This window comes from Billgrantia sp. NRB1, from assembly GCF_056921725.1.
In genome coordinates, this window is sequence record NZ_CM167783.1 from 2,481,013 (window position 1) to 2,502,890 (window position 21,878).

20 protein-coding genes and 1 pseudogene are annotated in these 21,878 nt (G+C 55.6%); 4 read left to right on the forward strand and 17 right to left on the reverse strand.

Annotated features, from left to right (window positions below; all coding sequences use genetic code 11):
• Positions 1-48 precede the first annotated feature (48 nt).
• Genes istA through ACZIYR_RS11300 form a run of 3 tightly spaced genes read left to right on the forward strand, consistent with a single transcriptional unit; the run spans position 49 to position 2,827 of the window.
• Positions 49-1,230, forward strand: coding sequence for an IS21 family transposase (istA, locus tag ACZIYR_RS11290; RefSeq protein ID WP_483526763.1), 1,182 nt, complete (start codon positions 49-51; stop codon positions 1,228-1,230).
• Complete coding sequence (gene istB, locus ACZIYR_RS11295) at positions 1,227-2,033, forward strand: IS21-like element helper ATPase IstB (protein ID WP_483526764.1); 807 nt, start codon at positions 1,227-1,229, stop codon at positions 2,031-2,033. The genes istA and istB overlap by 4 nt, the downstream gene beginning before the upstream one ends.
• A 56-nt stretch (positions 2,034-2,089) precedes the next feature.
• On the forward strand, positions 2,090-2,827 hold the full coding sequence (locus tag ACZIYR_RS11300; protein ID WP_483526765.1) for an IS3 family transposase: 738 nt from the start codon (positions 2,090-2,092) through the stop codon (positions 2,825-2,827).
• A gap of 91 nt (positions 2,828-2,918) precedes the next feature.
• Here the strand turns inward: ACZIYR_RS11300 and ACZIYR_RS11305 are convergent, their stop codons facing one another.
• The 3 genes from ACZIYR_RS11305 to ACZIYR_RS11315 form a co-directional block, all read right to left on the reverse strand.
• On the reverse strand, positions 2,919-3,632 hold the full coding sequence (locus ACZIYR_RS11305) for a WbqC family protein (RefSeq protein ID WP_483526766.1): 714 nt from the start codon (positions 3,630-3,632) through the stop codon (positions 2,919-2,921).
• A 598-nt stretch (positions 3,633-4,230) separates the two neighbouring features.
• Positions 4,231-4,914 carry a class I SAM-dependent methyltransferase gene (locus ACZIYR_RS11310; protein WP_483526767.1) on the reverse strand — a complete coding sequence of 228 codons (684 nt, stop codon included), beginning with the start codon at positions 4,912-4,914 and terminating at the stop codon, positions 4,231-4,233.
• A gap of 488 nt (positions 4,915-5,402) precedes the next feature.
• Positions 5,403-6,200, reverse strand: a complete 798-nt coding sequence (locus ACZIYR_RS11315; protein WP_483526768.1) for a hypothetical protein — start codon at positions 6,198-6,200, stop codon at positions 5,403-5,405.
• 253 nt (positions 6,201-6,453) lie between these two features.
• Between ACZIYR_RS11315 and ACZIYR_RS11320 the strand changes: the two genes are divergently transcribed.
• Complete coding sequence (locus tag ACZIYR_RS11320) at positions 6,454-6,780, forward strand: hypothetical protein (protein ID WP_483526769.1); 327 nt, start codon at positions 6,454-6,456, stop codon at positions 6,778-6,780.
• Between the two features lie 48 nt (positions 6,781-6,828).
• Here ACZIYR_RS11320 and ACZIYR_RS11325 read toward each other — a convergent pair.
• The 14 genes and pseudogenes from ACZIYR_RS11325 to ACZIYR_RS11390 all read right to left on the reverse strand — a co-directional run.
• Positions 6,829-7,361, reverse strand: a pseudogene (locus ACZIYR_RS11325) (ISAs1 family transposase); the annotation flags it as partial.
• 49 nt (positions 7,362-7,410) lie between these two features.
• Positions 7,411-8,481, reverse strand: coding sequence for a hypothetical protein (locus ACZIYR_RS11330; RefSeq protein ID WP_483526770.1), 1,071 nt, complete (start codon positions 8,479-8,481; stop codon positions 7,411-7,413).
• Positions 8,482-8,655: 174 nt separating this feature from the next.
• Entirely contained in the window at positions 8,656-9,768 is a 1,113-nt protein-coding gene (locus tag ACZIYR_RS11335) for a DegT/DnrJ/EryC1/StrS family aminotransferase (RefSeq protein WP_483526771.1), read from the reverse strand.
• A 37-nt stretch (positions 9,769-9,805) separates the two neighbouring features.
• Complete coding sequence (gene rfbA / locus ACZIYR_RS11340; RefSeq protein WP_483526772.1) at positions 9,806-10,675, reverse strand: glucose-1-phosphate thymidylyltransferase RfbA; 870 nt, start codon at positions 10,673-10,675, stop codon at positions 9,806-9,808.
• 7 nt (positions 10,676-10,682) lie between these two features.
• Positions 10,683-11,501 carry a hypothetical protein gene (locus ACZIYR_RS11345; RefSeq protein ID WP_483526773.1) on the reverse strand — a complete coding sequence of 273 codons (819 nt, stop codon included), beginning with the start codon at positions 11,499-11,501 and terminating at the stop codon, positions 10,683-10,685.
• Positions 11,502-11,509: 8 nt separating this feature from the next.
• A complete protein-coding gene (locus tag ACZIYR_RS11350; protein ID WP_483526774.1) occupies positions 11,510-12,652 on the reverse strand; it encodes a dTDP-glucose 4,6-dehydratase in 1,143 nt (380 codons plus the stop codon).
• Positions 12,653-12,764: 112 nt separating this feature from the next.
• Complete coding sequence (locus ACZIYR_RS11355) at positions 12,765-15,032, reverse strand: polysaccharide biosynthesis tyrosine autokinase (RefSeq protein ID WP_483526775.1); 2,268 nt, start codon at positions 15,030-15,032, stop codon at positions 12,765-12,767.
• 37 nt (positions 15,033-15,069) lie between these two features.
• Positions 15,070-16,188 carry a polysaccharide export protein gene (locus ACZIYR_RS11360; protein ID WP_483526776.1) on the reverse strand — a complete coding sequence of 373 codons (1,119 nt, stop codon included), beginning with the start codon at positions 16,186-16,188 and terminating at the stop codon, positions 15,070-15,072.
• A gap of 464 nt (positions 16,189-16,652) precedes the next feature.
• The gene (gene sthA / locus ACZIYR_RS11365; protein WP_483526777.1) at positions 16,653-18,044 is read right to left on the reverse strand and encodes a Si-specific NAD(P)(+) transhydrogenase; all 1,392 of its coding nucleotides are present in this window, start codon (positions 18,042-18,044) and stop codon (positions 16,653-16,655) included.
• A gap of 170 nt (positions 18,045-18,214) precedes the next feature.
• Positions 18,215-18,472 carry a (Na+)-NQR maturation NqrM gene (gene nqrM / locus ACZIYR_RS11370; RefSeq protein ID WP_473033905.1) on the reverse strand — a complete coding sequence of 86 codons (258 nt, stop codon included), beginning with the start codon at positions 18,470-18,472 and terminating at the stop codon, positions 18,215-18,217.
• A gap of 16 nt (positions 18,473-18,488) precedes the next feature.
• Entirely contained in the window at positions 18,489-19,289 is an 801-nt protein-coding gene (locus ACZIYR_RS11375) for an FAD:protein FMN transferase (RefSeq protein ID WP_483526778.1), read from the reverse strand.
• Positions 19,286-20,518, reverse strand: coding sequence for an NADH:ubiquinone reductase (Na(+)-transporting) subunit F (gene nqrF / locus ACZIYR_RS11380; protein WP_483526779.1), 1,233 nt, complete (start codon positions 20,516-20,518; stop codon positions 19,286-19,288). The genes ACZIYR_RS11375 and nqrF overlap by 4 nt, the downstream gene beginning before the upstream one ends.
• Before the next feature lie 71 nt (positions 20,519-20,589).
• Entirely contained in the window at positions 20,590-21,207 is a 618-nt protein-coding gene (nqrE, locus tag ACZIYR_RS11385; protein ID WP_473033907.1) for an NADH:ubiquinone reductase (Na(+)-transporting) subunit E, read from the reverse strand.
• A gap of 1 nt (position 21,208) precedes the next feature.
• Complete coding sequence (locus ACZIYR_RS11390) at positions 21,209-21,877, reverse strand: NADH:ubiquinone reductase (Na(+)-transporting) subunit D (RefSeq protein ID WP_473033908.1); 669 nt, start codon at positions 21,875-21,877, stop codon at positions 21,209-21,211.
• Position 21,878: the final 1 nt, after the last annotated feature.

Consider the following 21,878-nt stretch of genomic DNA (forward strand, 5'->3'; position numbering starts at 1 on the left):
CCGCATGGCCTTCCCTTGTTGGTGACGAAGCCTACAAGAGACCTGGCCATGCTGAGCCGAGAGGACTTTCTCATGATAAAGCAACTTCGCCAGCGAGGCGCTCACCTCGTGGATATTGCTCACCAAATCGGCTGTTCTGAACGCACCGTGCGGCGTCACCTGGCCCGCGAGGAGGCACCGACTGGGCGACCGGCCAGGCCACGAGCGAGCAAGCTGGATCCCTACAAGCCAATCATCGATCAGCTGCTGGCCGATAACGTCTGGAACGCCGAGGTGATCTTTCAGTTGATCCGCGAGCAGGGGTATCCGGGCGGCAGCACCATGGTGCGGATGTACATCCAGCCCAAGCGAGCCTTACGGCCCAGCAAGCAGACCGTGCGCTTCGAGACCCCGCCCGGCTTCCAGCTGCAACATGACTGGGGCGAGATCGAGACGGTGGTGGCCGGTGAGCGCTGCAAGGTCAATTTTGCGGTCAACACGCTGGGCTATTCGCGCCGTTTTCATGCCTGGGCGGCACCCAGTCAGGATGCCGAGCATACCTACGAGGCGTTGGTCCAAGCCTTCCGCCACTTCGGCGGCGTGCCGCGCACAGTGCTGGTCGATAACCAGAAGGCTGCGGTGCTCAAGCATAACCGCGACCACCGGGTGATCTTCAACGCCGGCTTCCTGCAGCTGGCCAATCATTACGGCTTCGCCCCCAAGGCGTGCCGACCGCATCGTCCGCGGACTAAGGGCAAGACCGAGCGCATGGTGGGCTACGTGAAGCAGCACTTCTTCCAGCGCTACCGGCAGTTCGAGAACTATGCCCATCTCAACCAGCTGCTCCAGCAATGGTTGGAGCGCGTGGCCGATCAGCGGCCGCTACGCCAGTTCCGGCAAACCCCGGCAGAGCGCTTTACCGCCGAGTTGGAGGCCCTCCAGGCGCCGCCGGCAACGGACTTCGATACCCGTTACCACGATCTGCGCCAGGTCGGGTGGGACGGCTACATCGAGGTGCGTGGCAACCGCTACAGCGTGCCCGACGGCTACTGCGGGCAGGCCGTGGTGATCCGGCTGAGCCTGGATGATGAGCTGAGCGTTTACACCCCAGTCGGTGACCGGATCGCTCAGCATCGCCTCCAGACGCCACAGGCCGGATGGCGCACCATACCGGAGCACCATGCCGCGCTGTGGCAGCAGACCCTCTCCGTTCAGCAGCGTGACCTGAGCGTCTACGAGGAGGTGCTGTGATGGCCCTGGAACAGCTGCTCAGCCGCCTGAAGATGGAGCACCTGCAGGCCTCGCTCGACAGCCTCTGCGAGCACGCCAGCAAGCAGGACCTAAACTACCGCGAGTTCCTCGAGCAGGCCCTTGCCCAGGAATGGGGCGGCCGTCATCAGAAAGGACTGGAGTCGCGCCTGAAGCAGGCTCGGCTCCCCTGGATCAAGACCCTGGAGCAGTTCGACTTCAGCTTCCAGCCCAGCATCGACCACAAGATCGTGCGCGATCTGGCCGGCCTGGGCTTCGTCGAACGCGGCGAAAACGTGGTGCTGCTTGGCCCGCCCGGGGTAGGGAAAACGCACCTCGCAGTGGCGTTGGCGGTGAAAGCCGCCGAAGCCGGCCACCGCGTGCTGTTCATGACCCTGGACCGGCTGGTCAGCACGCTGATGCGCTCACGGCAGGAGAATCGCCTGGATCGCCAGCTCCAGCAGCTGACCTACCCTAAGGTGCTAGTGCTCGACGAGATGGGCTACCTGCCCATGACCCGCGAAGAGGCCAGCCTGTTCTTTCGTTTAATCAATCGGCGCTACGAGCGGGCCAGTACCATCCTCACCTCGAACAAGTCGTTCATGGACTGGGGTGAGATCTTTGGCGACCAGGTCATTGCCACGGCGATCCTGGATCGGTTGCTGCACCACTCGACCACGCTGAACATCAAGGGTGAAAGCTACCGGCTGAAAGACAAGCGACGCGCTGGCCTGGTGACCACACCCACCACGAAGGAGGACGCGCCCTCACACGACCCTGAGTCGGTTCCGATGAAAGAGCACTGACAAAAACCGGACAATCTGAGTGACGAAATACGGTCTACCTTCACTGACGTTGACAAGTGCTTCATGAATACGACCAACAACACCACCGGGGCCGACAGCAGGCCCCGCAGCGCAAGCGCTCTCCGACTACGCACCAAGCCACGGCCCCAAACCGGCTTTGGTGCTGGGATATCAGCTGGTTGCCGGGCCCAGCACGCGGTACCTGGTGGTACCTGTACCTGATCATGGATGTCTTCAGCCGCAAGATCGTTGGGCACGAGGTCTACGAGACGGAAACCGGAGAGCTGGCCGCGGAGCTGATCAAGAAGGCCTGCTGGCGAGAGCACCTCACTGATCGTCACAAGCCCTTGATTCTGCACTCAGATAACGGCAGCCCGATGAAAGCGGCGACCTTCCTGGAGAAGCTCTACGATCTGGGCATCACCCCGTCGTATAGCCGGCCAAGGGTCAGCAACGACAATGCCTTCGCCGAGTCGGCCTTCAAGACGCTGAAGTACCGGCCGGGCTTTCCCGTCGACGGCTTCGCGACACTGACCGAAGCCCAGGAGTGGGTCCAGCAATTCACCGAGTGGTACAACCACGAACACCGGCACAGCGCCCTTCGCTACGTCACGCCGAGCCAGCGTCATAACGGTGAGGCCAAAGCCATCCTGGCGCAGCGCCGGGAGGTCTTCGAGGCAGCGAAGCAGCGTCACCCAGAGCGTTGGTCGGGTGACATTCGAAACCTCAGCCTGCCAGAGGTAGTGCATCTGAATCCCGAGAGGGATCCGGTGCCGCAGGCAGCAGGATTTTAAAGAGCCAGAACCATTTCATGTGTCATCTATGTTGACAGGCTCCGCAGCGTAGCGACTCCCAGCCGAGTGTCTATGGCTGTGGCTCACACAATCACTTCAATGTCATTTCCTTTAACATTTCCTTTGTTTTACAACATCCATTAAACATCAAAACATCAACTATAGAAAGGAAAGGAACAAACTCATTGCTAAACTGCTTGTACGTAATGTTATTTGACTCATGAAAACAAATATCTATATAATTTTTATTAAAATCTTCTTTTTTATACAAAGCAGCTCCGCCAATTAAATTTATGTAGTGGGATGCGTTCAATTGTTTGCATAACTGTATGACACGATCTTGACCTTTAAGGTCGTTTTCATGCATGATTTTCGAAGACACTACAATTTTTGCGCCAATACCCAAATATTCTTTTATCATACTAATGGAGTGCTTTATGAAATAAAATAAATTATCATCTTCTGAAGCCATGCAAGATCGGAATAAGAAATAAATTTCTTCAAAGTATGGGGCCTTTTTGTAGGCCCCCTCGATTCTTCTTATTAACTTATCTCGTTCTTCTGGAAAATTATCTGATATCTTACGTTCAATAACATCAAGATGATCTGGCGCTTTTTTAAGTGGGAGTGAAAAAAACCTAGGTTTTCCATTTGAAAGATAGCGATTCCTATGTATCCATCCTTTTTTTGTGAACTCAATATTATCATATATCACAAACACATCAACAGCGTTCATTAGTTGCCAATAACCAATATATGGAAGTAAATAAGGCTGCATTATCGCTACTTTATTTTTTCCTTTCATAAAACCTTCTCTTTATTGGGCCAATACCAATATAGCCAATACTAAACACCAGAAAAGTTTGCATACAGCTAAGCAGTGTGGCATGCAGTGAAGTTGGGCCAACTCCTGGTCAATTAAGCAGGGCTACCGGCGCTTCTTCTTCCTCAACCTGTGTTTATACAACTTTTTAGAAAAGCTAATGAAGTTTTCACCTCCAACTCGAGCCTAACCCACAAGGCACGGCAGGTCATCCTCGACTTCGGGCAGGACATCGGACGCATGACGGTATTGAACACCCTGCGAAGCCGCTTGCGCTATCCCCGAGGCACGCCATGCTGTTCGTCTGTCGGACAAAGGCACCACGAAGAAGGCTGACGGTCACCGGCAGCCAGTCTCACTATGCCCGGCGGGTAGAAATGCATGTCAAAACGGGCTGCTGTCCCCGGTCGACACCGCCATGGTCGGCCATCACCGATATGCATTCGGCGGTTGAGACGGAATCGGAGGTCAAAAAATGCCCGCTGGCGGTGATAGGGGAAGTGTCGGCGCTGGCTTCACGGAATCAGGTAATAGCCAGATAAGTGCCCCTCTGATTTTTATGATTAACATACCGTATTCGTCATGCTGGAGTGAGTACCACATCATAGCGATAATGACTTGCAAAAAAACTGGCTGGCATACGTCTAAACTCAACTTGCCAATCAGCCTGTTTAGCCAAGCTAATAAATTCGTCTTCGGTGCACCACACACCGAGTTTACTTTCAGGATCGCGCAATTCCTCTAGACTGGGAAGACCCTTATAATAAAACTCTTCTGCCTTGTTTAAATCAGGTATATTACCAATAAAAACCCGCTCAACTGATGTAAAACGCTGCCGCAAAAGAGCAAGAACATTCTGTGCATTGTGAAAGTAGGAAAAGCAACCATACATCAAAACCTTATTGAACCGTTCAGACTGCGGCTCACTACGCAAATATTGACACACATCCATCAGTTGATATTCAAACTTTCCCGGAATTTGAAAATCACGCTGTGCCACCTGAATCAAATATTCGGAAAAATCTACACCTAGAACGCCATAAACACTGTCATAGAGAAGGTGGGTAAGGGCACCATTGCCGCAGCCCAAATCCAACAGCTGATCTTGGCTTCCAAGCTTCAATCGCAAGCCATTGCGAATAGCTGTCGTGATCATATCAATATCTAATTCACTCACAGGTTGACCATTTACAGTACGCTTTACTTGCGCCCAGTAATCTTTACCACCAACCAGCTTCGGATATTCTTTATGATCATATTCCATACAAGCACCTCACTTGAAACTTTACGAGCAGCCTTTCTACTGGATAGAACATTAATTTTAGGAAATCTGTTTTCTGAAAAATCATAACCCATGGTTAAAATCAAAGTGAAAAAATCAGGCTCTCTCAACCATCTCCATTCTCAATCGAGTAGGGGCCGGGGGATTGCGCGGACTTCCCCCCAGTAGTGAGTGAAGCCCAAGAAGTCGAAGGTCTCGGCACGTTGTCCAGGACGCGGTCGGAACCGCACCAGCCGGGTCTTGGTCGGGTGCAGGGTCAGGCCAAAGCGCTTGGGCAATACCTCCAGCACCTTGCGGGCATCGGCATCGTTGCTGCAGGAAAGCCCGCAAGTGCTAGTGCTCGATCGTCCGAAAGCGTACGATCAGCCGCTATACCAAGGCCGTGATAAATTACGCGGGCTGTACGAAAGACATCGCCTACCTGGCGATACTGACCCGGCACGACCTCCGGTGCAGCGTGCATGCAATGCTCAGACACGGGGGATAAGGCTGTGCTCACGAATGCAGCGACCGATGGCCAGCATTGTTGCTAGCATACAGACTGCGGCGATTGTCTCTATTGACTCTTCAATGAGACTGTCTACAAGGAGGAAATGCGCTCTATCTTGCGTCATTCCTTCGGGTACGGGGAAGCGTCCTGCGAGCAGCAGGCGATCAACCGTACTGCCTATAGTGATGTAGAGATCGCCGAGATGACGTACCCCGGAAGCTGCTCCTGCGAGTCCGTACAAACCATATGCGGTCAGCACATAGGGCCGAGCGTGTGCTGCGCGCCATGCATGGCGTCCGAATCCTATAATAGCGGCGACAGGAAGGGCAGCAATGATCATGAAATACGGGACATCTATCACTGTCCGCACTGGTAGACCTAAAATTATGTCCCCATAAGCTTCGCGGGCGATAGCGCTGATGACGTGCCTAGCGTCACCAGCATCCTCGAACAGCATCAGTGCCAGTCCGAACCCCAGAAGAAGAAGGAAGGTTCTCAGTCCCGCATCTTCCGGCCTGGAAATCCGCCCGGCGACGAATCCCGCTACCATGATCGCAGCCCCTTGAAGGAGCCACTGCATCCATTCAACAGGCCTGTCGTTAAACAGCATCAGCCAAGCCGGATATCCGCCGGGAAGCTCAAGCACCCGGGCAACATCTACCAGGAAAAAAACAAACCATGCGCTCGCGACGGCCAAGGAGACAATCGCAACAACGGTTTTCTCAGGTACCCGCATCACGACGGGCCAGGGTAATTTTTCTCCATAAGAATTATACACAGTCACTCCTTGTACGCGCCCCCAGATAATTTAGTCAGACTCAAAAATTGGTTATTCGTTGCTTCATGGAATCACCGGAAATCTTGCCGCTGGGCCGGCATTTTTGCCACCTTTCCCCGCAGGCCTCTAGAGGACTCAAGTCGGCATTTTTGTCGAAAATCGCGTTTCACGAAACTCGTGACAAAAGTGCCGGTTTAGCGATGTCACGGTTTAGGCATGGAGAACGCATGAAAACACTCACAGCGACGAGAACATGCGCCAGATACACCTCGCTCAGCGCTGCTTTCTGCTGTTTTACCCGAATGCCACTCTTGAATTTAGTATTACCTTTCTGGTAATCCAACGCAATATATGGAGCATCCTTCCCCAGATTCTCTGCAGTTTGACCGGTTTGACCGCAGTGGATTCATCAACCGTCTTCGCACATGGCTACGTCCAGGCACCAATGCAACCTATTCTCAATTTTCCAGTGCTGGCGGATAGCTTTACCCAGCTACTGGGCTGTCAGCTTCGCGGAAATAATATAGTGACGCACCACGGCGGCTTCATTTGGGGCACCCTCGCCTTCCTAGCAAAATGAGAGCAGGTAGTCGGCACCCTGCTAACAGATCTCATGGGCGATCTTTTACTGGCAGCCCATCGCATCGATGGTTACCAGACAGCCATTAAGGTCCAACAGCGTAAGCAGCTCAGGTATCGCGGTGATCTCATTTGACTTTCTGTCTGTTTTAATTTGCCCCATCACCACACCATTGGCCGTACTGAAGGCGCTGACCATATGGATGGCGGCCTTGTCTTTTCCTCAGCAATATGAGCCACGCAGCGAGATTTGTCATCAATCGTGACAATGGCGCCTTCCGTCACGTCATGGCACACCTTCATCCAGTCAGCAAACGCCTTCTGCCGCTGCTTGGCATTGATCAGCGCCATGACACGCTCCAGGGTGTCATGACTCGGCACGCCTTGCTCAAAATCGCCGTACTGACGCAGAAAATCCAGCTTCACGTGACCAAAATCCTTGATTTTCTCCCAACCCTCAGCACCACAGATCACCGCACATACCATCAAAAACAGGATAGCCGACAGCTGATGCTTCACTTTCCACTTCTGGCGGAAGTCGGGAATGATCGCTAAATGGTGCATGAGAGACGGTGTCAGCATGGGGCCACAACAACCCATATTGGGCTTTTGTTATGGAGTGCGTTATCTTTCAGTTTTCAGTACATTTTAATTGGAAATATTCAGCGGGCAGCTTGATTCCCGACAAATCTTGAAATTTTTGATTTGAGGCGTAAAAGATACCATTGAGCTTTTCACTCAAGAACTCCGGAAGATTAAAATCATGCATCTCACAACTTAGCTTAGCTTGCTCTCTAGCTAAGCCAATCAACATCCTTTTTATCTTGACGTCAGCAAAATAATCAGCAATTCCAATTTGCTGATTTTTTTCTAACTGCTTACGGCTTCGATGTATATTCGACGGTTCAAAAATAAAATTACCAAAGTCGTGTCGATACTTCTTGTTTAATTTCAATTTTTTAACCACTTCAGCTCCATTAAGTGACGGGTTAACGCAAGGAATTGTTAAATTCCCAGGATAGTCGATTTCCAAAATCCTGCATAACTCCTCAATTATATGAATTTTCCCATTAATCTCGAACAGCTTCCCACTTGCATTGCGATAATTCTCAAGTGGTAATACATTGATATTTGTTTCTTCAAAATATTTACAAAGCCTTTCGTATTGTACGTCGTAAAGAAAATCTGGCAATGAGCTTCTATCTCTAAAATTCCAAAGGTAAGAACAGTATTCTAAATAACTGCCTGAATACCCAATTTTCACAAGCTCTGCGTATAGCGATTTTAAAAAAGACCACTGATTTCTTATAACAAAAATTATTTTGCAATCCCTTCCCATAAACTCAGATAGGCGCCTTATTTTTAGTTCCGGATCCGCCATTTCCGGCGTAAAATTAAATCCAAGCCACTCGCTTGACACTCCCACCCATATCTTTTTATTATTTTCAGCATATTCAAACTGGCTACTCAACTTATCTTTGTAACTACATTTATTAGCTTCATAAAAACTTTCTGATGAATATGGTATGAGGGTGTCAAATATTATGTTAACATCATCACTAACATAATCAATCAAACTTTCTACGCCAACGCCTAGAAAGTAAATGTCTTCATGGCAGCCAAAAAAAGAATCTTGAAAAGCTGATGTCATGGTTTTCGGCATACCAATATGAGCAAACTTTTTAATAATCATAGGATCCATTCCAACGACATTCGCAGAAAGTCAAACTGGATAACACCTCACTTCCATTAGGCCACTTTAACCCTGAAATCACATGAACAAATATGCAGCAGTATTATATATTATTGACGATATCTCATGTTTCATTGGATTAATGACAACCTATCGAAACGCTAGCTTTCACTAAAGGTACTTCTATTGACTTCCTTTCACTCCTTTGTCAACCAATCTCTGACAGGCGCTGATGACTGCAGTTTTTCCCCTGTCAGGAAATTTCGTATATATGGGTAAGCAAACCACTCTTCGGGATATATCCTCCGCAGCCTTCACTTGATCGCTGTCTGGAAAGACCCCTACTTCGTGTAATGATGGATAAAAATACCTTCTGGCCATCACTCCATTTTCTTTGAGCCTAGTCATCAACTCATTGACTGAGTCTTTACATTTAACTGCCAAAGGAAAATAAGAGTAGTTATTACTTGCCTCCGCGTGGCGATACTGAAGCTGCACTTTTCCTTTCAGAGCCATTTCGTAGGCTTGCCATACCTTTGCTCTGCCCTGCAGATTCTCTTCGATCTCGTCCAGCACGCACAGCCCCATCCCCGCCTGAAATTCATTCATCTTGGCGTTGATACCCAGATCCTCGATGCTATCAGACCCAGTGATACCAAAGTTGATCATCTTCTTGGCACGCACTAAGTCTTCCTTGCGCTTGAAGACAATGGCACCGCCCTCGATAGTGTGAAACAGCTTGGTGGAGTGGAAGCTAAGCGTCGCGGCATCGCCATACTTGAGCAGGCTGTCACCCTTGTAGGTCACCCCGAAGGCGTGGGAGGCATCGTAGACCACCTTCAGGCCGTGCCGGCGGCCAATCTCATCAATCACCTCCATCTCGCAGGCGTTGCCGAAAACATGCACTGGCACGATGGCTCGGGTTCGGGGAGTAATCGCGGCATCGATCAGGGCCGGGTCCAGGCACCAGGTTTCGGCGTCGATATCCACAAACACCGGCTTCACCCCTTCCCACTTCAACGAGCTGGCGGTGGCCACAAAGGTAAAGGGTGTGGTGATGGCTTCAACCGGCGAGTCCTGGCCGCTGATGCCGAGTGCCCGATAGGCAATCTGTAGTGCCAGGGTGCCGTTGCTGACCAGCAGCAGGTTTTCGACACCTAGATACTCCTCCAGGCGCCGGGTCAGCTCCTGCACCAGCGGGCCGTTGTTGGTCAGCCAACCACGCTCGTAGATGCCATCAATATAGCGATCGAGCTTTTCACGGCTGGGCAGATAAGGCTTGGTCACTGGAATCATAGCGGGCCAAACGTTCGGTAATGGTGATCAGGAGGGCTTATTTATTTTCCACCAGGGATAGGAGATATTTCCCGTAGCCGTTCTTGGCCAGGGAATCACCGGCGGCCAGCAGCTCGGCGGTGCTCATCCAGCCGTTGCGCCAGGCGATCTCTTCCAGGCAGGCGATCTTGAAGCCCTGGCGCTTCTCGATGGTTTCCACGAACTGGGCGGCTTCCAGCAGGCTTTCGTGGGTGCCGGTATCCAACCAGGCGAAACCGCGTCCGAGCTGTTCCACCTTGAGGTCACCGCGCTCGAGATAGGCTTGGTTGATACTGGTGATCTCCAGCTCACCACGGTGAGAGGGCTGCACCTGCTTGGCAATTTCGATCACGTCATTGTCGTAGAAGTAGAGCCCGGTCACGGCATAGTGCGACTTGGGTATCGTGGGTTTTTCTTCTATGGAGATGGCACGCTTATTGGCGTCGAACTCCACTACCCCAAAGCGCTCAGGATCCTTGACTTGATAGCCGAATACGGTAGCCCCGCTGGAGCGGGCAGCAGCCTGTTTGAGCTTGGGCGAAAAGCTTTGTCCATAGAAGATGTTGTCACCCAACACGAGACAGACGCTGTCCTCACCAATAAATGCCTCGCCGATGATAAACGCCTGGGCCAAGCCGTCAGGGCTGGGCTGCTCGACATGACTCAGGTGGATGCCGAACTGGCTGCCGTCGCCCAGCAGGCGCTCGAAGTTGGCCCGATCTTCAGGCGTGGTGATAATCAGCACGTCGCGAATGCCCGCCAGCATCAGTACCGAGAGGGGGTAGTAGACCATCGGTTTGTCGTAGATCGGAAGCAGCTGTTTGGAAACGCCCATGGTGATGGGATAGAGGCGGGTGCCGGAGCCGCCGGCCAAAATGATCCCTTTCATATGAGGCTCACTCCTTTTCCTGCAGTATCGACTTAAGGAAATCCGCCAGCTTGCGTTCATTAACGCTCATTTTCCCGCTGGCATCCAGCTCGAGTGTGGCCGTACCCAGCGTTTTGGCAACATTTAACCAACGCCGCTTACTTTCTTTTGCTTTGCTTATTTTCGAAAAAATATCCTCTTCTGTCATCCACGCCACCCAGTCGTTCATCGCTTTCCCCTGCAGTTGCGTATGGCGTTTTTTCAGGTTGCTCATGATGTGTTCAACAGAAGCATCCACCAGTATTACGCTTCGCCCTTTCATAAAATCTTTTAGACGCTGCATATCCTTGGCGTTTTGGCTGGAATATTGGGTATGCCAGGCAAGCAACTCACTGCTAAAATTATGCTGCACTCCTTCATCTATAAACAAACCTTGGGTCTTGAAGCATAGATCCCGGATAAAGGCATCTTTGGACAACAAGTCTCCGCAATATTTATAGAGCCTTTGCTTACGCCATAGAGGTATGTCTTGGCTCCAGATAAACTCATGCTTCTTGCAGAGCAAGTATTCCAACAGAGCTGTATCTCTACCTTCTACTACCTTAAATAAATTTCTTCGGTGAATGCAGTACTTATTTATCTGCCTTCTAGACAACCAGTCGCCTGTTAGCTGTGAGTTCAACTGTCCATAGATGTAGGACTTTCCAACCCCAGAGGCCCCAATAAGCTCCACCTGATGGCCCGCATTTCGCGATGGCGCCTGGTTCAGCGGAAATGTATCCGGCATACGCTGAAGTTTCAGCCCCATTGGGGCTAGCAACTGATTGATTCGCGCTGAAAGAGCCATGTCGAATACTACTCCACAACGAGTACTGAGCGACCTGTCCCCAGCCGCTCGCGCTGATAGGTGCCATCCTGTACCCGCCGGCACCATTCCAAGTTGTCGAGATACCACTGGACGGTCTTGCGGATACCCGACTTGAACGTTTCCCGTGGCCAGCAACCCAGTTCGCGCTCAATCTTGCTGGCATCGATGGCATAGCGCAGATCGTGCCCGGGCCGATCGGGTACGTGCGTAATGAGTGAGGCATGGGGCGTGAGGTGTGAGGGTACGAGCTCATCTAATAATTCACAGATGCTACGCACCACCTCAATATTCTGCATCTCGTTGTGGCCACCGATATTGTACGTCTCCCCTACCCTGCCTTCGGTAACCACCTTATAGAGCGCCCGAGCGTGATCTTCCACGTAGAGCCAGTCGCGAATCTGTTCACCCTTGCCATACACCGGCAGCGCTTTTCCCTCCAAGGCATTGAGAATCATCAACGGAATCAGCTTCTCGGGAAAGTGATAGGGACCGTAGTTGTTGGAGCAGTTGGTGAGCAGCACTGGCAGGCCGTAGGTTCGGTGCCAGGCCCGCACCAAGTGGTCAGAACTGGCCTTGCTGGCGGAGTATGGTGAGCTGGGCGCATAGGGGCTCTGCTCAGTGAAGAGTGATCGCTGCGCTTCGCTTGCTTGTAAGGAGTTAGGAGTGAGGGGTAAGGGATTCTCCTCACTATTCACTCCTCTCTCCTCGCCTAAGTCACCATACACTTCATCGGTGGAAATATGGTGAAAACGAAAGGCTGCCTTTCGCTTGCCATTCAGGCCCTGCCAGTAAGCACGAGCCACCTCCAGAAGCGTATAGGTGCCTACTATATTAGTCTGGATAAAGGCCGCTGGTCCATCGATGGAGCGGTCTACATGGCTCTCGGCAGCCAGGTGCATCACGGCATCCGGCTGGTGTTCCGCAAACACTCGCTCCAGCTCGTTGCGGTCACAGATGTCGACCCGTTCAAAGGCGTAGCGATCACTAGGGCCAACGCCGGCCAGTGACTCCAAGTTGCCGGCATAGGTGAGTTTGTCGACATTGACTACGGAAGTACTGGTATTGGCTATGACATATCGAATCAATGCAGAACCAATAAACCCTGCCCCGCCAGTCACAAGAAGTTTCATATACATCCTTTCGAGGAAAGATTGCTGATGCTTAAGCAGTCCATCAAATGGATATTTGAAATATTTTTATTTAACTACCGACCTTTTCAGCCATTATTATTAATATTAGATCTCATCGATAATTATACGAGTAGTAGCCATAATGGCTGGACGCTGTGGATGCCTTACGCTCGATCGCATTGAGAATAACCCCCTGCACTTCCAGCCCATTGCTTTCCAGGCGCCGCTTTGCAGCAATGAGTTCACGCACCGGATTGCGTTCGAAGCGGGCCACGATCAGAGAAGTGCCGCAGTGCTTACCAACCACACTAGCATCGGTCACCGCCAGTACCGGTGGCGTATCAATGATGATCAGATCATAGCGTTTTCCCAACTGGGCCATCGCCTCCATAAAACGAGGTTGCATCAGCAGTTCGGAAGGGTTGGGTGGTACACTGCCACGGGCCAGCAGCGACAGGTTGTCGATTGGCGTTTCTTGAATGATGTCGTCCAGTTCCACTCTATTGGCGAGATAGTCGGCCAACCCTTTATCACTGCGCTGGCGGAAGGCATGATGAATGCGCCCCTTGCGTAGGTCGGCATCGATGATCAGCACTCGCATGCCGGCCTGTGCAGCCACGGCACCCAGGTTAATGGAAACGAAGCTTTTGCCAACGCCGGGGCTCGGTCCGGTAATCATCAATCGATTGTTGCAGCCCTCGAGCATAGCGAAATGTAAACTGGTGCGCAGGCCTCGAATGGCCTCAACGGCACCGTCGGCTGGATCGCGATCGGCCAGCACACCTACGATAATGTCTTTCTTCGCGAGGCTGCGCTTCAGCTTTCCTCTACGTGCCAGGATTCGCTGCTGGCTGGAGAGCGGAATAGTGGCATACACCGGCATGCCCGCGGCTTCGATCTGGTCGGGTGTTTCTACCCCCCGTTTGAGCAAGGCCCGCAGCAGAACCAGCCCGACGGCCAAGGTCGCTCCCAGGAGCGTGGCCAGTATCGTGATGCGGGATCGCTCGGGAGCAACTAATCCCTGGATTTCGGCCCGGTCGATGATCCGGATATTGCCGATGGTGCCAGCCTTAGCCACCTGGAGTTCCTGTACATTATTGAGCACATTGACGTAGATCGCTTGGGTGACTTCGACATCTCGCGTCAGACGCAACACTTCCTGCTGGGCGGATGGTAGTTCATTGACCCGCGCATTCAACTGGGCTTTTTCCTCCTGCAGGTGTCGCTTTTGGCGCAGTAGGGCGCGATAGCTGGGGTGGCTGGCCGTATAGCGCTGCGCCAGCTCGGCTTCCTGGAACTCTAGTTCGTTCAGGCTACGTTCGATATCGATATAGCGCTGCACGGCCGCCTGGGCCTCGCTTGAGAGGTCGACGCTATCCAGCTCCGCCCGGTAGGTATTTAGCCGCTCCTCGGCGGCGGTCAGCTGAGTGCGCAGTTCCGGAATTTTCTCCTCCAGGAAAGCCAGGCTCTGCTCGGCCTGGGCCGACTGGCGCTCTACGTTCTGGGTCAGGAAGGTATCGGCCACAGCATCCAGAGAGCGCACGATCTCCTGGGGATCGGGGCCTGTCATGGAGAGCCGTAGCACCCCAGTCGAGGCATCTCGCCCTCCCCCGGCTTCGCTGATCTGCAACCTGCTGCCCAGCGAGCGGATCGCCCCATTGCGATTGCGCTTGGCCAAGTGGAACTGGACACCCGGCGGCGCATGGAACTCGTCGATCAGCAGTTCGAGTTCGCCATCCAGGAAAATGCCGAGTCGCCCGATATACCCGGTACCGATTTCTTGTCCACCGATCATCACCCGGTAGCGCTCCTCACTATCGCGTTGCACCACCACCACATCGCCTCGCCGATGCTCCGCCAGCATGAAACGCGCCACCTCCAGCCTATCACCGCCCCACACAAAGGGCTGACGCTCCATAAAGGCGGGTTGGGGTATGCCACTGCTGAGCACATAGTCGCTGACATAGGGCAGCCTGATGGGAAAGTCCGGACGCGAAATGCCATGACGCAGTACATAGTCACCGATGATGGGCAGAGTGACCGGGCGCACGATCGTATCCTGGCCCAGCCGATCAACGGCTTGGCCCAGAACCATGCGCGACTGAAGGATCTGGATCTCTGCCGAGGTATGATTCAGCTCGCCAGCCGCGCCCAGTGCACTGCTTAGATCGCCCAGCGGGCTGACGGTGGAGCGGCGCTCGACCTGAACCAGGGCATCGCCTTGGTAGATCGGGGTCGCCAGCTTGCCATGGACGATGCCGCCGATCATAAAGACCGCGGTAACGATGGCGATAAACCACTTATGATCGAGCAGCGTGCCGAAGAAGCGGCCGAGATCGATCACTTCCTCTGCGGGAGGCTGAGAGTTGGTATAAGGCATAGGGTTAACACACTGGAGAGGGTGGGATGCACGCCGCCTACAGCTCCCCGATGTCGGCGGCCGTACCGGTGACGGCGCCCGGCAGTACGATCGACGGCAGCAGCAGGCTGATGACGTTGTTCCAACGGGCCAGAGGTGCGTCGGTCACATAGATCACGTCCTGAGGCTGCAGGGGAAAGTGAGTCCCCATGGTCAGGGCCGTGGCATTGTTGATATCCAGCTGATAGACGGTCGCAAGCTTGTCGCTCTCTTCCGGCCTGACGCGAATGACGAAGATGCCCGAGGGTCGTGCACGTGTCTCTATTACCCCGCCGGCCCTGGCCAAGGCATCGGTCAGGGTGATGCGCTCGTTGCCGAGGTTCAGGTTGCCTGGGTTGCGTACCTGCCCCAGTACTGCCACGTTCTGGGTCTCCCGCGTTGGGATGTGCAGCACATCGCCGTCGCGCAGCAGGCGATTCTGGGTCTGATCCCCCTGGCGCAGCAGAGCATATAGCGACAGCGTTTCCTTTTGGCCATTGCGGTTAAGAATCACGCTGTGCCAGTCGCCATTGTCGGCCGCCCCGCCTACCTCGCTGATGGCATCCAGCATGGTCAAGGGTACGTTGGTGATCGGCAAGGTCCTGGGCGCGCCAACGGCACCGCTTACATACACTTTCTGGGAGCGGTAAGCCGCAACACTAACATCGAGCTGCGGTTCGGTAATGAAGCTGGCCAGACGGCGAGTCAGGATGGTGCGGATCTCGTCGATGGTTCTTCCCGCGACGTGCACTCGGCCAAGAAAGGGATAGAAGATGGTGCCGTCGCGGCGGACGGTATTACCGGCCTCTTCGGCCCGACGCTCGGCGCCGGCCGGGATGGTCAACTCAGGGTGGTCGTAGACGATGATGGTCAGCACATCCCCCGGGCCGACGAGATATTCGTAGCGCTCCAGCGCTTCCTGCAGATGGGCCGGCATCAGGCTCGCTACATCGCCATTGATCGCCTGGCGATAGCGCGCCACCAGTTCGGGCGTAACCGCCTGGACATCCACCAGGTGGTCGATCTCCGGTGTCTCCGCACTGTAGTCGATATGCCCCCCCGGGGCCATCACACAGCCAGAGAGACTCAGTGCCAGCAGCATGGCCGCCAGCCCATTTCGCCTGCGTAGATATGACATTTTGCCATCCTTATCTCGTGTCATTGCACGAGACTTGTTATGTTGTTCCCCGAATGCGCCAGGCAAATCGTAATGCGATGGATTGCTTTCAGGCACGCTACCGCCCGGGAGTTGTAATATGGCGTTCTCCGGGCCGATATGCGCTTCCACTGCCCACGCTTCGAGCGAGCGTGAGCATAGTTAATGAACATTAGGTTTCGCATCTGACTACATAAGATTACATTGCATAGCAGTATCTTGCGTTCACTATTTTTCTCATGCTTTGCCAGCCTGGCACTCGTTATCTTGTCAAGTGCGGTGAAATCGGTGTTTTTATCTGCTTTTTTGGAATTATTCAGACCGATGAAAGGGAAAAAAGGCTGATTAGGTGAAGGGGTGAGGTTACAGACGCACAAAAAAGCCGGTCTGGTCGACCGGCGCAAGGTGAAATAACTAGTACTGAAAGGGGCAATCCCGGCAGGTGGTCAGAACACCCGGTTCAGCCCGTTCTGGGCCGCCACGCGGTAGGCCTCGGCCATGGTGGGGTAGTTGAAGGTGGTGTTGACGAAGTACTTGAGGCTGTTGGCCTCGCCCTTCTGCTGCATGATCGCCTGGCCGATATGGACGATCTCCGAGGCCTGGTCGCCGAAGCAGTGGATGCCGTAGATCTCCAGGGTGTCCTGGTGGAAGAGGATCTTGAGCATGCCCACGGTGTCGCCGGTGATCTGGGCCCGGGCGGTGTCCTTGAAGAAGGCCTGGGCCACCTCGTAGGGCACCTTGGCTTCGGTGAGCTCACGCTCGTTACGCCCGAAGGAGCTGATCTCGGGGATAGTGTAGATGCCGGTGGGCACCTCGCTGACGTAACGGTAGTCGCGGTCGAGGAGCTCGTCGCAGGCGTTGAGCCCCTGGTCGTAGGCGGCACTGGCGAGGCTCGGCCAGCCGATCACGTCGCCGGCGGCATAGATATGCGGGATGGCGGTGCGGTAGTGCTCGTCGACGGCGAGCTGTCCCCGGCCGTTGGCCTCCAGGCCGATGTTCTCGAGGCCCAGCTGGTCGGTATTGCCGGTGCGCCCGTTGGCCCACAGGAAGGCGTCGGCGCGCAGCTTCTTACCCGATTTAAGGTAGACGGTGACGCCGGACTCATCGCCCTCGACACGCTCATACTCCTCATTGTGGCGGATCAGCACGCCGTGCTTGCGCAGGTGGTATGAGAGCGCGTCGGAGATCTCGTCGTCCAGGAAGGAGAGCAGGCTGTCGCGGTTGTTGATCAGGTCGACCTTGACGCCAAGCCCGGAAAAGATCGAGGCGTACTCGCAGCCGATGACGCCGGCGCCGAAGATGATCAGGGTGCGCGGGGTGTGGTTCAGGCTGAGGATGGTGTCGGAGCAGTAGATGCGCGGGTGGCGAAAGTTGATATCCGCCGGACGATAGGGCCGTGAGCCGGTGGCCACGATAACCTTCTGGGCGACGAGCTCCTCGAGGCCCTCCTGGCGGTCGCGAATCAGCAGGGTGTGCTCGTCCTTGAAGCGCGCCACGCCGCTGAACATATCGATGCGGTTGCGCGCGTAGAAGCGGGTGCGCATCTCCACCTGCTGGTCGATGGTAATGCGCGAACGCTCCATCACCTTGGGAAACGAGAACCAGCGCGGCTCGCCGATATCGCGAAACATCCGGTTGGTATTGAACGCCATGATCTGCTTGACCTGGTGGCGCAGCGCCTTGGAGGGGATGGTCCCCCAGTGGGTACAGTTACCGCCCACCATCGGCTGCTTTTCCACTACCGCAACCCGCTTGCCATGCTTGGCGGCATTAATGGCGGCACTTTCGCCGGCAGGGCCGGTACCGATCACCACCACGTCATAGTTGTGAACTGCCATGGGCTCTTGCGTCTCCTTGTTCGATATCGGTACGAGGGGCGAGGTTCGAGGGGCGAGGAACCACTCGGCCTTGCCCCTGGATCACTAGCCACCGCGCAGGATCTGCGCTCACCGTTATGCTGGCGGCCCTTGTCCCTCGCTCCTCGTCCCTTGTCACTGCCCGAAGGGCCTCAGCGCTTGGTGGCGTCGTAGCCGAGGTCGGCGCCACGGCTCTCGTCGCTGCGACGACGGGCGCTTGCGCGGTTCTTGCGGTTCTCTTCCTCGCAGATCTCATCCTTGCCGCCGCACACCTCGCAGCCGTCCTTGAGGCCAAGATTGTTGAGCCCGCCGCAGGAGCCGGCGATGGGCTTGCGCCCCATGATCACACCGACGGCCATGGCGGCCATGATCAGCAGCATAAAGCCAAGCACGATAAAAAAGGTGGTCATCAGCTTCTCCTTCCGGCTAGCGCACGAGCCAGGGCTCGAGGGCCGTCGTGTTATGAATTTCAATACCTTGTGGGGTTTCGACAACGAGTCTGGCGGCACGATCCTCGACCGCTTGGCCCCCGTGAGACGAGTCGACCGCACTGCCGTTGCCCGTCGTCAGCCACAGCGCCTGGCGCTGGGCTTCGCTGGCGGTGGCGGCTACCACGCTGACGCCGAGGACCCGGCGATCGTCGAGCGCGTCGCTCCCGTTGCGGGAGGCCGGTCGCTGGACCAGGGCGGCGTCGCGTAGCGTCACGCGCGGCGCCTCGCCGCTTCCTGGCAGGCCGACATGGGCTAGCGACAGCGTCCAGTCCCGGCCCGGCGGCGCACCAAGCGTGCGTACCATGCCGCCGACCTCGACCAGAGCGCTTTGCATTCCCTGCGCTTTCAGGTGGTGCGTCAGGCGGTCGACCGCCGCGGCATGCAGCAGCCGGGCAAGCTCGTCCATGAGCGACTGCGGCGCATTAGCCAGCCACGCCGGATAGGGCGCGAAGGCCAACCCCAGCGCGGTCAGCAGCCGCTCGCCGTGCTGTTCGATGTCGGCCAATTCACCTTGTATGCCGGCCTTTAGCGCCTCGCGCTGAGGCTCATCGAGGTCGGCATACAGGGTGAGATGGTAGCCCGTGCCCAGTACGCTACCCTGGAGCTGGTGCTCCTGCTGTTGGCTGCGGCAGGCGCTGAGCAGCGTCATCACGGGTAACAACAGCAGTATGAACAGGAACAGGGCCGGCCCGCGATGGGCCAGCCCTGGAAACCGCCGTGAGGCGAGGGGAATCATCCGCCGAAGTCGTCCAGCATGATGTTCTCCGGTTCCACGCCCAGATCGAGCAGCAGCTTGATCACCGAGGCGTTCATCATGGGCGGCCCGCACATGTAGTACTCGCAGTCCTCGGGGGCCGGATGGTCCTTGAGGTAGTTTTCGTACAGCACGTTGTGAATGAACCCGGTGGGTCCTTCCCAGTTGTCCTCGGGCAGCGGGTCGGACAGGGCCAGGTGCCACTCGAAGTTCTCGTGCTCCTCGGCCAGCTTGTCGTACTCATCGTTGTAGAAGGTCTCACGCCAGGAGCGTGCACCGTACCAGAACGTGATCTTGCGCTTGGAGTCCAGGCGCTTGAGCTGGTCGAAGATGTGGCTGCGCATCGGCGCCATGCCCGCACCCCCGCCGACGAAGACCATCTCGGCATCGGTGTCCTTGGCGAAGAACTCGCCGAAGGGCCCCATCACCGTGACCTTGTCACCCGGCTTCAGGTTGAAGACGTAGGTGGACATCAGCCCCGGCGGGTGGCTGGTGTTGGGCGGCGGGGTGGCGATACGAATGTTGAACTTGAGGATGCCCTTCTCTTCCGGATAGTTCGCCATGGAGTAGGCGCGGATGACCTCCTCGTTGTTCTTATGGCGAATCTTGAAGAGATCGAACTTCTCCCAATCCCCCCGGTACTCCTCTTCGATATCGAAGTCGGAGAAGGAGATATCGTAGGGCGGGGCCACCAGCTGCACGTAGCCGCCGGCGCGGAACTCGACGTTCTCGCCTTCGGGCAGCTTGAGGTTGAGTTCCTTGATGAAGGTGGCAACGTTGGGATTGGAGATGACCTCGCACTCCCACTTCTTGACGCCGAAGACCTCTTCGGGCACCTCGACCTTCATGTCCTGCTTCACCGGCACCTGGCAGGAGAGCCGCCAGCCCTCCTTCTTCTCGCGCATGGTGAAGTGGGACTCTTCGGTGGGCAGGATGGCGCCACCGCCCTCCTCCACGCGGCACTTGCACTGGGCGCAGGAGCCGCCGCCGCCGCAGGCCGACGACAGGAAGATGCCGTTGGCGGCCAGAGTGTCGAGCAGTTTGCCCCCGGCCTGGGTGGTCAGGGTGTGCTCGGGGTCGCCGTTGACCTCGATGGTCACGTCCCCGGTGCTCACGAGCTTGCTGCGAGCGGCCAGGATCACCCCGGTCAGACCGATGACGATCAGGGTGAACATGAACACACCGAGCAAGATGACAGATGTTGCAACCATGTCGGTTTCCTATTTGCTGTGAGTAACCTGATTCCCGGCGGCGCGCCGCGCCGCCGGAAACGCGCCCTGGCTCAGAGCTGAATGCCGGAGAAGGACATGAAGCCCAGCGACATCAGACCCACGGTGATGAAGGTGATGCCCAGGCCCTGAAGACCGCCAGGCACGTCGCTGTACTTGAGCTTCTCGCGCAGCCCCGCCAGTGCGGTGATCGCCAGCGCCCAGCCAACCCCGGAGCCGAAGCCGTAGACCACCGACTCGCCGAAGTTGTAGTTACGCTCGACCATGAACAGCACGCCACCGAGGATGGCGCAGTTCACGGTGATCAGCGGCAGGAACACGCCCAGGGCGTTGTAGAGCACCGGCACATATTTATCGAGGAACATCTCGAGGATCTGTACCAGGGCGGCGATGACGCCGATGTAGCTCAGCAGGCCCAGGAAGGAGAGATCGACGTTCTCGGCACCGCTGATGCCGGTCCAGGTCAGTGCCCCTTCCGCCAGCAGGACGTTGTAGATGACGTTGTTGACCGGAACAGCGATGGTCAACACCACGATCACCGCGATGCCCAGGCCAAAGGCCGCCGAGACCTTCTTGGAAACCGCCAGGAAGGTACACATGCCCAGGAAGAACGCCAGGGCCAGGTTCTCGACGAAGACCGAGGCAACGAACAGACTGATATAGTGTTCCATGTTACACGGCCTCCTTGGGTTCGGTGTTGTGCTTCATCTTGAACTCGTTCTCTTCCACCTGCTCGGGGTGCATCTCGCGAATCACCCAGATCAGCAGCCCGATGATGAAGAAGGCTGAGGGCGGCAGCAGCAGCAGGCCGTTGGGCACGTACCAGCCGCCGTCCTGCACCGGCGCGAGGACGGTGAAGCCGAAGACGCTGCCGGAGCCGAACAGCTCGCGAACGAAGCCGACGATCATCAGCACCAGGCCGTAGCCCAGGCCGTTGCCGACGCCATCGATGAACGACATCTTGGGGCCGTTCTGCATGGCGAAGCCTTCGGCACGGCCCATGATGATGCAGTTGGTGATGATCAGGCCGACGAATACCGAGAGCTGCTTGGACATCTCGTAGGCAAACGCCTTGAGCACCTGATCGACCACGATCACCAGCGAGGCGATGATGGTCATCTGAACGATGATACGGATGGAAGACGGGATATGGTGCCGAATCAGCGACACGAACAGGTTCGAGAAGGCACAGACGAAGATGACCGCCAGGGTCATGACCAGCGATACGCTCATGCTGGTGGTCACCGCCAGCGCCGAGCAGATGCCGAGCACCTGCAGGGCGATGGGGTTGTTCTTCGTCAGCGGCGTCGTGAGTACGCTCTTAGGAGTTGCATCCGCCATG